The 15,450-nt window shown below is 61.3% G+C and carries 11 protein-coding genes; 2 read left to right on the top strand and 9 right to left on the bottom strand.

What is annotated here, in order from left to right; all coding sequences use genetic code 11:
- Window positions 1-53: 53 nt before the first annotated feature.
- The 6 genes from ACOZKU_RS14550 to ACOZKU_RS14525 form a co-directional block, all read right to left on the bottom strand.
- Window positions 54-1,646: a caspase family protein gene (locus tag ACOZKU_RS14550; RefSeq protein ID WP_421579480.1), complete on the bottom strand. Its 1,593-nt coding sequence runs from the start codon at window positions 1,644-1,646 to the stop codon at window positions 54-56.
- A complete protein-coding gene (locus ACOZKU_RS14545; protein ID WP_421579479.1) occupies window positions 1,646-3,214 on the bottom strand; it encodes a caspase family protein in 1,569 nt (522 codons plus the stop codon). The genes ACOZKU_RS14550 and ACOZKU_RS14545 overlap by 1 nt, the downstream gene beginning before the upstream one ends.
- On the bottom strand, window positions 3,211-4,104 hold the full coding sequence (locus ACOZKU_RS14540) for an OmpA family protein (protein ID WP_421579478.1): 894 nt from the start codon (window positions 4,102-4,104) through the stop codon (window positions 3,211-3,213). The genes ACOZKU_RS14545 and ACOZKU_RS14540 overlap by 4 nt, the downstream gene beginning before the upstream one ends.
- A 67-nt stretch (window positions 4,105-4,171) precedes the next feature.
- Entirely contained in the window at window positions 4,172-7,489 is a 3,318-nt protein-coding gene (locus ACOZKU_RS14535) for a c-type cytochrome (protein WP_421579477.1), read from the bottom strand.
- Window positions 7,490-7,593: 104 nt separating this feature from the next.
- Window positions 7,594-8,853 carry a ferric reductase-like transmembrane domain-containing protein gene (locus ACOZKU_RS14530; RefSeq protein WP_421579476.1) on the bottom strand — a complete coding sequence of 420 codons (1,260 nt, stop codon included), beginning with the start codon at window positions 8,851-8,853 and terminating at the stop codon, window positions 7,594-7,596.
- Window positions 8,854-9,076: 223 nt separating this feature from the next.
- Entirely contained in the window at window positions 9,077-9,346 is a 270-nt protein-coding gene (locus ACOZKU_RS14525) for a hypothetical protein (RefSeq protein WP_421579475.1), read from the bottom strand.
- 113 nt (window positions 9,347-9,459) lie between these two features.
- Here ACOZKU_RS14525 and ACOZKU_RS14520 point away from each other — a divergent pair, with 113 nt between their 5' ends.
- On the top strand, window positions 9,460-11,376 hold the full coding sequence (locus ACOZKU_RS14520) for a M10 family metallopeptidase (protein WP_421579474.1): 1,917 nt from the start codon (window positions 9,460-9,462) through the stop codon (window positions 11,374-11,376).
- A gap of 183 nt (window positions 11,377-11,559) precedes the next feature.
- Window positions 11,560-12,180, top strand: a complete 621-nt coding sequence (locus ACOZKU_RS14515; RefSeq protein WP_421579473.1) for a GntR family transcriptional regulator — start codon at window positions 11,560-11,562, stop codon at window positions 12,178-12,180.
- A 51-nt stretch (window positions 12,181-12,231) separates the two neighbouring features.
- Here the strand turns inward: ACOZKU_RS14515 and ACOZKU_RS14510 are convergent, their stop codons facing one another.
- From ACOZKU_RS14510 to ACOZKU_RS14500, 3 genes are all read right to left on the bottom strand, one after another.
- Window positions 12,232-13,044, bottom strand: coding sequence for a ferredoxin--NADP reductase (locus ACOZKU_RS14510; RefSeq protein WP_421579472.1), 813 nt, complete (start codon window positions 13,042-13,044; stop codon window positions 12,232-12,234).
- A 215-nt stretch (window positions 13,045-13,259) separates the two neighbouring features.
- A complete protein-coding gene (locus ACOZKU_RS14505; RefSeq protein ID WP_421579471.1) occupies window positions 13,260-13,760 on the bottom strand; it encodes a DUF934 domain-containing protein in 501 nt (166 codons plus the stop codon).
- An 11-nt stretch (window positions 13,761-13,771) separates the two neighbouring features.
- Window positions 13,772-15,445: a nitrite/sulfite reductase gene (locus ACOZKU_RS14500; protein WP_421579470.1), complete on the bottom strand. Its 1,674-nt coding sequence runs from the start codon at window positions 15,443-15,445 to the stop codon at window positions 13,772-13,774.
- Between the last annotated feature and the right edge of the window lie 5 nt (window positions 15,446-15,450).

Raw genomic sequence — 15,450 nt, 5'->3', positions numbered from 1 at the left:
ATGCCCGCGGATGGAACTCCGCGGGCATCTGAGACGGACGTGCGATCCGGGATTTAATACACCGTGTATTTCAGGAGCCCCAGCGACCAGTTCACGCTGCGATTTTCGGTATCGCGCGTCCAGGTTTGCTGCAGCGTTCCGGCGATGTCGGCAATCGTCGTGCGGGCGTCGAGTTCCTTCTGCAGGCCGTAGTCGTTGGGCGCGACCTTGGTGAGATCGACGTCGTCGGCCACCACGATGGCGACCAGGACGTTTTCGCTCGGGCCATCGGCCTCGAAATCGAAGCCGTAATAGTCGTCCGGGATGGTCAGCGGTGTGTGGGGCGTGAGCGGCGTGATCTTTTTGGCAGCCTCGTTCGGGAAGATCTGCGTCGCCTTGCCGTCCCTGTCGACGTCGTAGAGGATGAGGTGGCCGCCGGTGCTGCTTGTCACGGTGATGCGGAAGGGATCGCCGGTGTTCAGGTGATCCGAGGACAGCGAGAGCTGGACGTCGCCGGCCGGCGGCTTACCGAGGATGTCGCTGACCGCGTCGACCGGATCCGCGGCGACATAGGCCGTCTGCTGGGTGTTCTCGACCTTGACCGGTTCGACCTTGGCGTAATCCGCACTCTGTTGTTGCTGCGAATAGTCCGTCGTCTGCTGCTGCGTGTCACCGCCGGTCTGCGGCTGTTCATATTGCTGGGTCTGCTGGCCCGTCGTTTCGCCGCCTGTCTGGGTCACCGCGGCAGCACCCAGCAATGCGTAGTTGACCTCGAGCTGCGGGTCGAGGCCCTGGCATTGGGTCTGGCTCGCGCAATAGGTCTGCGATTGCTTCTTCACATATTCCAGAAGCTCGGCATTGGAGACGATGCCGTTACCGTTGCTGTCGGCGGCGGCTGTGTCGTGGCCGTTGACATAGGAGAGCGTGAAGACGCCGTGCCGCTCTTCCGGCGGCAGGCGCGTGTCGTCCCAGGCGACCTGATAGGACGAGGCGGCGCTCCAGGCTTCCACGCCGTTCTGCTTGACGATATCCGGCTTGTCGACCACCGCCACATCGATGCGCAGGCCGCGCGTCTTCACAGCCTCCACCGGCTTGGCGAACGGGCGTGGCAGGAAGCGCGCGCTTTCCATCACGTCGGAAACCTGCGTCGAGAGTGAGCGCGAAATCGTGCCGGAATGGCAGGCGTCGATGACGATCGAAACGGCGCGATCCTTCAGCTTTTCCAGCATCGCGTCGATTTCGTCGTCGAGAATGACATTCGTCCAGTCGCCGTCGCCGGCGGCGATGTCATAGGTCGAGAGCGCCTCGTCGAGGCCGTCCTCCTCGTCGCCGCTAACGTCCTTCACCTGCAGGCCATGGCCAGAAAAATAGAAATAGACGCGGTCGCCCGGCTGCGTGCCCTTGATCAGCCATTCGTCGATACTGGCGAGGATGGAGGCGCGGCTTGCATCCTTATCGAGCAAAATGCGGATCGAGTCGGCCGAATAGCCCTGCTTCTCCTTCAGGAGTTTTTCGATCAGCGGCACATCGTTCTTCGGCCCTTCCAGGAACATCTTTTCCGGCAGCGAGGCATAGCTGCCGATGCCGACGAGAAGCGCGCGATCGGCGGCTTCTGCGGCTGAGAACAATGAGAATGAAAGGAGGAGCGCTGCGGCGTAACGGAGCATCAGAGCGTTTCCCGCGTATAGAGGGGTTGGATGGCCACGCTTGCCTCCTTGCCGTCGAGCCGCGTCTGGAGCGCCTGCAACAGGGCGGCGGCGGTGACGTTCTTGTCGGACAGCACAGCACCGATGGCGTCGACCGGTTCGGCGGTCCAGACCGTGATCAGGTGATCGGCGCCGAAGGGTTTGACGACCTCGACATCCGTCAGTTTGAATTCGGAGCTGTTCGTGCCGGCCGCCTGCATGTCGAGGAACTGCACCTCGCCGGTATTGGCGAGGTTGAAGACCAGCATGTTCGGATAGCGGCCGGGAGGCGCATCGAAGCGCAACCGCTGGCCAGCGGCATAGATATCCTTGACCGGTGTCAGCGAGACCGTGCCGGGGTTCTGGCTCGCCATGGCCTTGAGGAAATCGAGTAGGATATACTTGTCGACCACCGACTGGATGCGGTCCGCGCCGACACTCTCGCCCGCGACGTCGCCGTTCGGCGTATAGAAGGTGCCGTTTGCCACATCCCAGCGGAAGGGCGTGCCCGTGCCGTCAGCCCCCTTGGGCTTTTCGGCGTCGCCGTCGATCTGGAGCGCGATGCTGCCGGTCCACCCGAGGTCCTTGACGCTCTTGATGTTTTTCGGAGTGGTGCCGGCGTCACCAGCCGTTGTCGTGGTGTCGGCCGTGGCGACGGGAATACCGCGCGTCAGCGTCACGACGACCTCGCTCTCCGAGCGGGCGACCTGCGGCATGAAGTTCGGCACCTGCAAGGCTTCGGAGCGGTTCTTCACATTGCTGAAGATATAGTCTTCCAGTTCGATGCGCGTGATGACGCCGTCGCCATCGCGGTCGGCGCTGCCTTCCACGGCGCGGGCGAAGCTCCAGCTCAGCGCGCCGCGCGGCTCGCCGTCGATGATGACCTCCGGGGTCGGCTGGCTTTCCAGCGACGCGGCAAGCACCGTCACCTGTTTGAAGTTGACTTCCTTGAGGTTCGCGCCGGCAATCGCCTCCTGCGACGGCGGCGCGAGCTTGACCGTCACGGCAGGGGCCAGACGCGTCTTGCCCTTGATCGAGCGGCTCATGCCGCCGGAAAAGCAGCTGTCGGAAACAAAGAGCACGTGCACGCCCTTGGCTTCGGCTTCGCCGAACCATTCGTTCATCTCGTTGTCGACGATGATTTCCTTGAAGGTTTCCTGGAAGCGGTTTCGGTCGAAACCCGGCAGCTGGAGGAATTCGTCGAGCCCGTCGGCCTCGTCGCCGGGGATCAGCTCCGGCATCTGCGCGCCGTGGCCGGCATAGGTGAAGATGATCGTATCGCCGGCCGCCGCCTCGGCCACCATGTCGGTCCAGGCCTTGCGGATATCGTCCTTGCGCGCTTCGGCATTGGTGAATTTCTTCACCGTGAAGCCGGCGGCGCTCATCGATGCGTAGACGTCCTCCGCGTCGCGCACCGCGCCGTCGAGGCTGACTTCATAGGGATATTCGTCGACGCCGACGACCAGCGCGTAGGTCTGCGCGGCGAAGGCCGGCAGCGGCAGGGCTGCCGTCAGCGAAAGCGCCAGCAGACAGGGCAGCAGCCTTCTCATTGCACATCCACTTCCACGCGGCGGTTCAACTGGTTCAGCGTCTCGGTGTCATAGGCGCTCGCATCATCCGGCTTGAAGGGCTCGTCCTCGCCCTTGCCGACCGTGGTGATCGTACCGGCATAGCCGGCGTCGTAGAGGTAGGTCTTCAGCGCATCGGCGCGCGCCAGCGAAAGCTTGTAGTTCGCCTCCGCCGAGCCGACCGGGTCGGTATGGCCGATCAGCTGGATCGCGGCAGGCTTGACGGCCTTCAGGCATTCCGCGACGTCCTTTGCGGCCTCGATGCCTTCGGGCGTGAAATCGGCGGTGCCGAAGACGTAGCGCACCGGCGTCGATTTCTTCTTGATCGTCACGCCGCGGAAGGAGACCTTGCAGCCGCCGCGCATGGCGAGCTTCACCGGGCGCGGCGCGGCAAGGCGCATTTCGCCGGCAAGTCGGTCGAGGCGGCGAATATAGTCCTCGTCGGGTGCCATCCAATCCGGCGTCAGCGTCGTGTTCGAACCGTCTTCCAGCGCGATCTGGTAGAGCTTGGCCGCTTCCTCATAGTCCTTGCGCTCGCGGGCGAGATCGCCCAGCGCATCGAAGACCTGCCAAGGGCCACCATATTTCTTCTGAAGCGCCTCCAGGTCCCCGCGATGGTCGTCGAGCCGCCCGCCGTTTCCGACGTCCCTGGCAATGCGGTTAAACGACGTGAGCGCTGCGACGCGGCCGACGAGCGTGCGCTCGTTGGCGCCGCAATTGGCGGTGCCGGCGGTTTCGGCAATCGACTGGGCCTTCTGCTCGTCGCCGGCATTGAACGCCTCGATGACGCCGGTAAAGGCATCGCAGGCCGCTGCGGCCGGAGCAGCACCAGCCAGAACGAAGAGTGTCGCTGCCAGAGATCGCATCAGCATTGTCGGTCCAGTCCTCATGTCCTCTTGAAACGAACAGGCAGGGGCCGGAAGGCCCCTGCCCCTGTCATCACTTGATCTCGAACGTCACCATCTGGAGACCGCTCGCGCCGTTGTCCTGCTCGGCCTGCTTGGCCAGATTGACGGCGATACCCTTGGTCGTCGGCAGCTTGGAGGCGGCCGCCAGCTGCTTGGCCTTCTCCGCCGTCATTCTCTGGTCGCCAAGCCCGCCGATGCGGCAGAAGGCAATCATCGTCTCGCCGGGCGACGGCGAATCGAAGGTCAGGTTACCAGAACCCGGCTGCGGAATGAGACGGCTTTCACCGGCATTCAGCGTCGTGTTGCCGATCATCACGTCAGGGATGATTTCGACATTGCCGGTGTCCTCGACATACATCACCTGCAGCTCGCAGCTATGGTTGGTGCTGAGTTCGAAGCTGAGGTAATCGCCGACCTTGGCGTAGGTGCTGGGCACCTTGAGGGCCAGCTTCACCTTTTCCTCCTGCGCCTTGTCATCCTGCTTGTAGGCGGGAACGACATAGGCCGTGTTGGTCTGGGTCTGGGTGGCATACTGGTCCGTATTGGCGACCTGCCCTTCGGTCGATTGCGGCTGCTGGTAAGCCGTGTTGTCGACCTTCTGTTCCTGCTTCTGCTCAGGCTGCTGGTACTGGGTGTTGTTCGCCGTGTTCGCGCCCCCCTCTTCCGGATTGACGCCGCGCTTCAGCGGGTCGAGTTGCAGGAGCGGCTGCAGCATGAAGGCATATTGTTCCTCGACCTCGTTGCGCGGGATCGTGGCGCCGGCCTCCAGCGTCGCCACCCAGTCGAGACCGATGCGCAGGGCATCGACGTCGGTCAGGCGGCGAATGTCGGAGGAAAACTGTTCCGGCGTCATGTCGAACTCGGCCGCCAGCTGCTCGAAGTTCAGTTCGTCCTCGTACTGGTCGGCGAAGTAGGTGAAGATCTCCGCCCCGCCGGGCGCCTTCAGGCCCGTCTTGCCGCCACCGGAGGTCGGCTCGGTGATGCCGAGGCGATCGAGCGCGCTGACGAAGCGGTCGGTATCGCGCTTGTAGACCTCGTTCAGCTCGTCCTGCGGCACATAAACGGCGAGCAGCTCGTCCTGCTGGTCCTTGGAAAACAGCGTGGACGTCTCGATATGCTCGCGCAGCTGGTCACGCTTGGACAGGATGCCATCGAAATGGCAGTCGAAGCACGAGCGGGCATTGATGATCTCGACCCCCTTGCCGATCGGCCGCTTTCGGAAGGAGACGATCGTCGTCGGGCCGACATTGAGTTGGTCGCCCTTGTTAGTCGACAGATAGTAGCCCTGCAGGCCATTAGGAAGCGAGAAGATCATCTCGCCGCCGTCATGCTCGAACGGCAACAGGCCGGCTTTCAGCTGCACGCCGTCGGGACCTGCCGGGAAGCGCTTCAGCACCTGACGACCGAGATCGCCGGCAAAGTCGTAGGACTTCCAGTAATAGCCGCCGAAGGGCATGTCATGCCGTTCCAGCATACGATTGTGGTCGGACACGCCGGAGGATCCGTCGGCGAAACCGGCGCGCACGATGCGCCGGCGTTCGATGTTCTGGTTGACGTTGACCCCGAAGCGATGCTCCAGCTCGCTGATATTGGTCGGCAGCTTCATCAGGCGGTTATAGACTTTCGGCCGCGCACCGTTGCTCATGAACCAGTCGACACGCATGATCGGCAGCGTCGTCTGCGTCGCCTTGGCAAGGGCATGCAGGGTCGCGTTGCTGGCCGGATCGACGCCGTAGAAGTACTCGTTGATCAAGAAGTCGTAGTCTTCCTGGCTCCATTCGAGATCGCGCAGGTCGATGCGGACGAGCAGGCCGTCCGAACCCTCGACCTCTTCGGGCAGCACCAGTTCGGGACCGTAGGACAGTGAGTTGATGAGCTTCTTGAAGCCACCGGCCAAAACCTTCATGCGCTTCAGGAAGGTGTCATGCGTCTCGCAGCTCATCATGCCGTTATATTGGTCGCGATAGCTGAAATAGCGCATGAAGGGCTGGTCGTGCTCATCGACCTTGGAGATGTCCTGCAAGGCGAGATCGACGAAGTCGAGATATTTCAGCATCGGCCGCGAGCGCTTGACCTGGGTCGCCGAAACCGCCGTCGGGATGGCCGACTGGCTGAGCGAATTGATCCAGTTGGCGAGGCTCTGCACCTCGGCATCGGCGGGCCGCTTGCCGAGCGGCATACGGCCGCTGGTGACGCTGGTATAGAGCAGCGACTTGGAGGCGTCGCCGGGCGTCACGAAAGCGGGGTTTGCGGCAATCGAAGCGAGGTCGCCCGAAGGGAACGAGCCCTGCGAGCTTTCACCCGGGCCATGGCAGTTGCGGCAATATTTGCCAATGAAGGCATCGGCCGCGGACGCGAATTCAGCACTGCCGCCGCCGGCGGAAAGCGCGCTTTCGGCGGTCGCCTCGCTGCAAACGGGCGCAGTGCTGGTCTCGACCGGCGTTACCTTCACTTCGCGGTCGGCGAGGAAGGCGTACATAGCCTGCTTGTCCTCATCCGACAACGCCGAAAGGCCCTGCGCGATGCGGCGCATGACCGGATCGGAAAGCGGCGAGCCGGAAAGTTTCTTGCCTTCTTCGATCAGACCCTTGGTGAACACTTCATGCGAGGCAAGGCCGCCCATGCGGGCCTTGGTGATGTCGGGTGCGACCGCACCCGTCAGGCCCTTTTCGCCCTCATAGGCGCGGGTGAGATCGAGACCGTAGGTCGTGGTGCGCGGCGTGTGGCAATCGCCACATCCGCCGACATTCTCGACCAAGTAGCGGCCGCGCTCCATCTGCGTCTCTTCGCGTGGCTGGTAGGCCTGCACGACGAAATGACTGCGCTTCCAGAGCGTGATCGTCGTCTGGCGGCTGAAGGGGAACGCGATCTCGTGCTCCTTCGAGGCGGCATCCGATTGCGGCAGCGTCTCGATATAGGCCTTGATGTCGAGCACGTCCTCCGGCTTCATCCCGCCGTAAGACGTGTAAGGCATGACCGGATAGAGATTGTCGCCATCCTTTTTGAGGCCGACCATCACGGCGTTGAGGAAGTCCGCATTGGACCAACCGCCGATACCGTTCGAATGGGCGGAAATGTTCGGCGCGAAGAATTTGCCGATCGCCGTCTGCATTTCCATGCCGCCCGAGAGCAGCTCCAAATTGTCGCCGGAACCGTGGCAGGCGCCGCAACCGGCCGCCCCGAATAGGATCTTGCCGTTATCGACATTGCCCTTGTAGGTGCCGAAGGCATCCGCCGCGAACTGATCGATGGCAAAGGCGCCGACGGGACAGAACACCGCGAGCGTCAGACCAAGGGCGGCGGCAAGGCGGCTGACCGGCCGCAGAAGTGGTGTCTTGAACACGCGCATGGCTTGTTCCCTTCGCTCCAAGAGGCCGGCGAGCCGGCTGGAAATTCAAACGCTTTCAACAATTCCGGATCGAAAACCGCTTAGCAGTTTCCGTGGGAACTATCCTATCGAAATTCAAAACGCTCGAACTCGACGCGCCGCGGGGGCTTGCCGAGTTCCCTCAATCCCTTTTCGATCGCCTGCCGCAAGGGCGGGGGGCCGCAGAACCACAGGTCCGCCTCGGACGGGTTCATGCTGGTGCCGGAGACGAGCTTTGAGGCGTCGAAGCGCCCGTCGGTCGCGGAATTGTGCAGCACAAAGCTGAAATTCTTGAGCTTCTCGGCCTGCGCTCGGAACGTATCGAGGCCGATCGCCTCCGCCCCGTCGCGCACGCAATAGATCATGTGGATATCCTGCCCCTCGTCGCCCTTCAGCCGGCTCGCCATGGCGAGGAACGGCGTGACGCCGATGCCGCCGGCAAGCCAGATCTGCTTCTTGCCGCCGCGCTTGTGGTTGAAGTGTCCGTAACCGCCCTCGAGCGTCAGCGCATCGCCGACCGCCACGCCTTCACGCAAGGCTTTGGTATAGTCGCCGAGCGGCTTGATCGCGAAGCGCACGGCGCCGTCTTCGTCTATGCCGGCGATTGTGAAGGGATGTGGCTCGCGCAGCCCCGATTTGTTGACGCGGAAAAAGCCGAACTGGCCGGGCATCGCCCGCAGCTTACCATTGATGGGACGCGCCGAAATGATCGTCGCCCCATCGTGCTTTTCGACATGCACCACCTCGTAGCGCCGGGTGCGCAGCCACGGCAGAAGCTGCGTATAGGCATAGCTGACGATGCCGATCAGCGCGAAGATGTTGAGATAGGTCGCGAGAAACGCCGTGCCGTCATAGGGCCGCTTGATGAACATCTGGTGGAAGGCGACGAGCACGAAGAGCAGGCCGATGAAGCGGTGCGTAATGCGCCAGTACTGATAGGGAATCTGGAAGCGCGTCTTCGGGATGATCTTCACCAGGCTGAAGACGAGCAGAAACACGAAGCCGTAGAAGGCCCACTCCCCCGCCGTTTTGGCAAGTACGTTGAGGCCGCTCGTCACCGACAGGCCCTGGAAGTCGGGCGCGATGAAATAATGAAACAGGATAAGACAGAGCACCGCGATGCCGATCTTGCGGTGGAACTGGTAGATGCGGTCAAGCCCGCCGAAAAGCTTCTCGACGACCGGCGGGCGTGTCGCCATGAACTGCGCGATCGCCATGGCAACGAAGGCCATCGACGAGGCCATCAGGGAAAAAGTGGTTCCCGCATTGGTATGACTGACGGCCGGCACGGCCAGAAGACCGGCGAAGACGATCAGAAGTGTCGCGACGATGGAACCCGCAGTCACGTATGCCCCCACAATGCAAACTGGACGGTCCGAATGTCAGGGCATGCTGGCAAGGCCCATGCCGTTCGTCAACCGCAATCCTCCTATCGACGGGTGGGCTGGCGGCTTTATTCGGGTACATTTACAGGGAGGCCACGCCTCAGCTGACGACGTCGCGAGAAATCACTAAAATGACAATGGAATAAAGTAGATAATACCGGACCACTCTCGATCCAGGCTATGCTCATTCATAGAGGCGCTTGATATCCTCGCGGGCCTTTTCGGCAAGAGGATGATCAGGGTGCCGTGCGATGAAAAGCTCAAGACCTTCCCGTGTGCCTCGACCTTTCAGGCGCGCATATTCAAATTCGATGATTTTTTCCGGATCGCCTGGCTTTTGCATGACTACACGTGTGACCGTTTCATGTACTGCGGTGGGAGTCTGCGACCAGACAGTCCAGTCGGCATGGCTATGACCCATAGTAAATAGCGCCAAAAAAATCCCGAATAGCATGGTGATCTCGCGCGTCTTTTGATCGACTAATATGATAATGTATCGACACTAAGGCCTTTTTGGGAAGCCTGCCGATTCTGAAAGCAGGACGCCAATCACTTCTGGAGGGAAACATGTCAGGTTCTGCAACACCTACAAAAACGGTAGATGCCACCGGGTCAATCTTTGTCGATTCTGTCCTCGTTGGAACAGGCTGGAGCAGCTCTACGGTTACATATGCATTTCCGACCTTGGTATCGGACTATAGCTATTCGAAATACAACGACGGCTTCAACACGGTTACGACGCAGCAGAAGAATGCCGCCCTCTTTGCAATGGAGAAATCCTTCGGAGGAAGCGCCAATGACGGTTTCTCTGTTGAAGGATTTACCAATCTAAACTTCACCCAGGGCAATTCGACAAATGCGACGTTTCGCTTCGCGGAATCCAGCGTGCCAAACACGGCGGAAGTTGCCGATTTTCCGGGCAACCTCATCACGTCGGATAGCGCTGATGATGGTGATATCTGGTTCGGAACGGCCTATGTCGGTACGATCTACGACATGCGCACACCTGTCGCTGGCAACTATGCCTGGCACACGCTGATCCATGAATTGGGGCATGCACTGGGGCTGAAGCATGCGCAGGAAAATCTCGTCTACGGCCAAATGCCGGATGAGACGAACAGTGTTGAATTCACGGTCATGAGCTATCGAAGCTACGTCGGTGATATCGGCGGAAGCTACGTCTACGAAGAATTCGGAGCGCCGCAGACATTCATGATGGCTGATATTGCCGCTCTCCAACATATGTACGGCGCAGACTATTCCACCAATTCCGGCGCGACGGTCTACAAATGGACCCCCGGCAGCGGTAACACCTTGGTCAATGGCGAGGTTGCTATCGCGCCTGGTGCAAATCGTATTTTCGCAACAGTGTGGGACGGGGGCGGCATCGATACCTATGATCTCAGCGCCTACACCACGACCTTGAATATCGATCTTCGTCCGGGAAAATACTCCGCCTTCAGTGCAACCCAACTCGCCAATCTCGGCGGCGGCCCGAATGACGGTTTTGCACGGGGCAACATTTTCAACGCCCTGCTTTTCAAAGGCGATCTTCGCTCGCTTATCGAGAACGCCGTGGGCGGCAGCGGAGGTGACACGATTATCGGCAACCAGGGCGCCAACACACTTTCCGGCAATGGAGGCGCGGACAAGCTCTTCGGTCTCGATGGCAACGATGCTCTGAATGGTGGGACTGCCGGTGATACGCTCGACGGCGGCAACGGCAATGACACTCTGCGCGGCGGCGCGGGCGCCGACATTCTGAAAGGTGGCGCAGGAACCGACACGGCATCGTATTCGGATGCGACGAAGGGCGTTGTCGCCAGCCTGCTCAAGCCTGGTGACAATACGAACGATGCCTTGGGAGATACGTACTCATCCATCGAGAATCTGGTCGGTACGAAGTTCGCTGACAAGCTATTCGGCAATGCTGCAAACAACGTCCTCAATGGAGGCAACGGTGTCGATACGCTCACCGGCGGCGCTGGCAACGATACGCTGAACGGTGGCTTGGGGGGTGACACGCTGATCGGTGGCACGGGCGTCGATACCGCGACCTATGTGAATGCGACGATCGGCGTAACGGCGAACCTCGCAAATGCCGGTCTCAACACGAATGAGGCCAAGGGTGACACCTATTCCGGCATCGAAAACCTCTTTGGCAGCGCCCTCGGCGACAAGCTGACTGGCAATACCGGCGAAAACAAACTCATCGGCTACAAAGGCAACGACACGCTCACCGGCGGCAGTGGAGCAGATATTTTCGTCTTCGCGGCGGGTTATGGCCGGGACACAATCACCGACTTCAAGAACAATGAGGACAATATCGACCTCCAGTCCTACAATTTCTCGTCGGTGAGCTCGGTCCTCAGCAAAGCCGTGACGGTCGGCGATAACGTCGAAATTCGCCTGACCAGCACCGATGTTATCATTTTGAAGAATTTCGTCAAAGCGAGCCTGGACGCCAGCGACTTCATTCTCTGAAAACAACACAGAGCCGTGATGCAGGCCGGGAGAAATCCCGGCCTTTTGTTTTATCGGAACGGCGTCGCGAAATCTAAGGCGCGCCTTCCGCCAAACCCGAGTCTCAGCCTCACTGATATATCAGATTATTTGCCATTCCAAACGCGACATGCGACCATGTGATATATCAATGGGAATCGCTGAATGACGGAAACGGCTGCTTCGCAGGCCCATCTCGCCTATCTTGCCCTCGAAGGCCTTATCGTCACGCTCAAGCTGAAACCCGGCTCGATGGTGACCGAGCGCGCGTTGATCGATCAGGCAGGGCACGGCCGCACGCCGGTGCGGGAGGCTATCCAGAAGCTCGAATGGCAGGGATTGATTGCGGTGCGGCCCCGCGCGGGGCTGCAGATCACGGCGATCCGAGCGGAAGACCACATCCAGGTCATGGCGACACGTCGTCAGCTGGAGCCGCTGGCCGCCGATCTCGTGGCCCGCCATGCCAGCGAGGAACATCGCGAGCGGCTCGTCGAATGCGCGCAGAGCATGACGGCCTGCTCGATCCGCTCCGATCTCGAAGGTTTTCTTGCCGCCGACAAGGTCTTTGACGAAATTCTCGAGGAGGCCTGCCCCAACCGCTTCCTGACGGGTGCGCTCGCGCCCTTGCAAACCCACGCGCGCCGCCTGTGGTTCGCCCGCGCCGACAACAGGCACATGGACCGGTCGGTGGATCTCCACGTCAAGGTCATCCGCGCCATCCGCAACGGGGATGGTCAGGCGGCCTCGAAGGCGATGACCGACCTCATCGACCATCTCTCGGCCTGAAACAGAAAGGGCGGCCCGACGGCCGCCCTTTTCGTGAAAATCGTTCGTCGATCAATCGACAAAGGCGCGTTCGATGACGAATTCGCCCGGCTTGTTGTTGGAGCCTTCGACGAGGCCCGCCTCTTCCAGCAGAACCTTGGTTTCCTTCAGCATCGCCGAGGAACCGCAGATCATGCCGCGATCGATCGCCGGGTCGAAATGCGGTACGCCGAGATCGGCGAACATCTTGCCGTTCCGGATGAGATCGGTGATGCGGCCCTGGAACGGGAAGTCTTCGCGCGTCACGGTCGCGTAATGGCGCAGCTTGTTGCCGACGACTTCGACGAGGAATTCATGGTTGCGGATTTCCTCGACGAGATCGAAGCCGTATTTCAGCTCCGACACTTCGCGGCAGGTGTGCGTCAGGATGACCTCGTCGAACTTTTCGTAGGTTTCCGGATCGCGAATGAGGCTTGCGAAGGGCGCGACTCCCGTGCCGGTCGAGAACATGTAGAGACGCTTGCCGGGGGTGAGCGCGTCGAGCACCAGCGTACCGGTGGGCTTCTTGCGCATCAGCACGGTGTCGCCCGGCTTGATCTGCTGGAGATGCGAGGTCAGCGGACCGTCCGGCACCTTGATCGAGAAGAATTCCAGTTCCTCGTCCCAGGCGGGGCTGGCAATCGAATAGGCGCGGTAGACCGGCTTGTCGCCGACCATCAGGCCGATCATCGCGAATTCGCCGGACCGGAAGCGGAAGCTTTCGGGGCGCGTCATGCGGAAGCGGAACAGGCGATCCGTATAATGCTGCACGCTCGTCACCGTCTCGGCAAAAACGCCGGCGGGAATGGCGGGCACGAATTCTTCGGTCTTGGCAGGTGCGTTCATTTCGGGATCGATCCTGGCTGCGTCTGAAAATCTTGACGATAGGCAGATATTACATGTGGAGCATCAAAGGAAGGTATCCCGTTCCAATGCGCCGATTGGCCGCGCAATAGTTTGCCGCAGTCTCCCGCAAAGCAAAGCCAGCGTCCTTGATGTGACGCAACACTATATCACGATTGCGGCCTTTCGCCGGCCGTCCCGGAAACCGGGCCTGAAATTCAGGCCCGGCGGCGCCAGCTGTAGGAGCCGACCTCCGCGGAGGGACGCGCGGTCGGCTGGTAGTGGTTGTCGATGCCCGGCAGGCGGTTTTCCGCAAGACGCTTCAGCGCCGTCGCATTGGTGACGGCGAAGCTGTCGATGCCACAGCGCAGCATCAGCGGGATCTGGTCGATCAGCACGTCGCCGACCGCCCTCACCTCGCCCGCGAACTTTAGCCGCGCGCGCAGCAGCGAGGCGTGGCTGAACGCACGGCCGTCGTTGAAGGCCGGGAAAGCGACCGCCACCAGCGCAAGCCGGTCGAGATGGCCTTCCAGGCTGCGCACGTCGTCCGCCGGGTTGATCAGTACACCAAGGCCCGTCTCGTCACCGGCTGCGACCTTCGCCAGGAAGTGATCGAGGCTAAGGATGGCCTTCTCGTTCGAGCCGGCCTTGGTTTCCTCGGTCTCGATGATCCATGGATCGTCGCTCACGAAGCCCGATTCGTTCCAGATTTTCGTCATGTCCAAACTCCTCAGGCTGCCGCGGCCGTCTTGTCGCCGTAGAGCGCATCCTTGAACGGCTGCGGTCCGACGCGACGATAGGCATCGAGGAAGATTTCCGTGAGGTCGAGGCGCAGGCCGAGATAGGTGTTGACGATCACCTCGACGGCATCCGTCACCTTCTCCGGCTCGAAGCCGCGGCCGATGATCTCGCCGATCGAGGTGTTTTCGTCCCCCGAACCGCCGAGCGTGATCTGGTAGAGCTCCTCGCCCTTCTTTTCCACCCCGAGCAGGCCGATATGGCCGACATGGTGGTGGCCGCAGGCATTGATGCAGCCAGAGATCTTGATCTTCAGCTCGCCGATCTCGGCCTGGCGCTCCGGAGCGCCGAAGCGCAGCGAAAGCTCCTGCGCGACCGGGATCGAGCGTGCATTGGCGAGCGCGCAATAGTCCAGCCCCGGACAGGCGATGATGTCGGTGATCAGGCCGGCATTGGCAGTGGCGAGACCGGCGGCAACGAGGCCGCGATAGACCGGTTCCAGGTCGGCGAGCGCAACATGCGGCAGGATCAGGTTCTGCTCATGGCTGACGCGGATCTCGTCGAAGGCATATTCCTCCGCGATATCGGCAACCGCTTCCATCTGCGCATCGGTGGCGTCACCCGGAATGCCGCCGATCGGCTTCAGCGAGATCGTTACCATGCCGTAGTCGGGGTGCTTGTGCGGCTGCACGTTCTGCTGAACCCAGCGGGCGAAATCGGCATCGGCCTTCTTCCACTGCGCAAGGTTCGCCCAGCCTTCGGCGCGCGGCGAAAGCTCCGGCGGCGCGAAATAGGCGGAGATGGCGGCGACGTCGCGTTCCGGCAGCTTCAGCTCGCCGTCCTTGAGGGCAGCAAATTCGACCTCGACCTGGCGGGCCAGCTCTTCGGCGCCGGTCTCATGTACGAGAATCTTGATGCGCGCCTTGTACTTGTTGTCGCGGCGGCCATGCAGGTTGTACACGCGCATGATCGCGGTCGTGTAGGACAGAAGGTCCTCTTCCGGCAGGAAATCGCGGATCTTCTTGGCGATCATCGGCGTGCGGCCCTGCCCGCCGCCGACATAGACGGCAAAGCCGATGCGGCCGTTCTCGTCCTTCTTCAGATGCAGGCCGATATCGTGCACCTGGATGGCCGCGCGGTCACGCTCGGCGCCGGTGACGGCGATCTTGAATTTGCGCGGCAGGAACGAAAATTCCGGGTGGACGGAGGACCACTGGCGCAGGATTTCCGCATAGGGGCGCGGGTCGGCGACCTCATCGGCGGCGGCGCCGGCAAAGTGGTCGGCCGTGACGTTGCGGATACAGTTGCCGGAGGTCTGCAGCGCATGCATCTCGACGGTGGCGAGATCGGCCAGCGCATCCGGCAATTCCGAAAGCTTCGGCCAGTTGTACTGGATGTTCTGGCGCGTGGTGAAATGGCCGTAGCCGCGGTCGTATTTGCGGGCGATCAGGGCAAGCATGCGCATCTGGCGCGCATTCAGCGTGCCGTAGGGAATGGCGACGCGCAGCATATAGGCATGCAGCTGGAGATAGACGCCGTTCATCAGGCGCAGCGGCTTGAAGGCATCCTCGGCCAGCTCGCCGGACAGGCGGCGGGCGACCTGGTCGCGGAACTGCTCCACACGGTCGGAGACAAAGGCGTGATCGAATTCGTCGTAACGATACATCTAAA

This window comes from Shinella sp. M31, assembly GCF_049199205.1.
Classification (GTDB): Bacteria; Pseudomonadota; Alphaproteobacteria; order Rhizobiales; family Rhizobiaceae; genus Shinella.
Note: the sequence above shows the minus strand (reverse complement) of the source record. Positions and strands in the feature narration are given on the sequence as shown.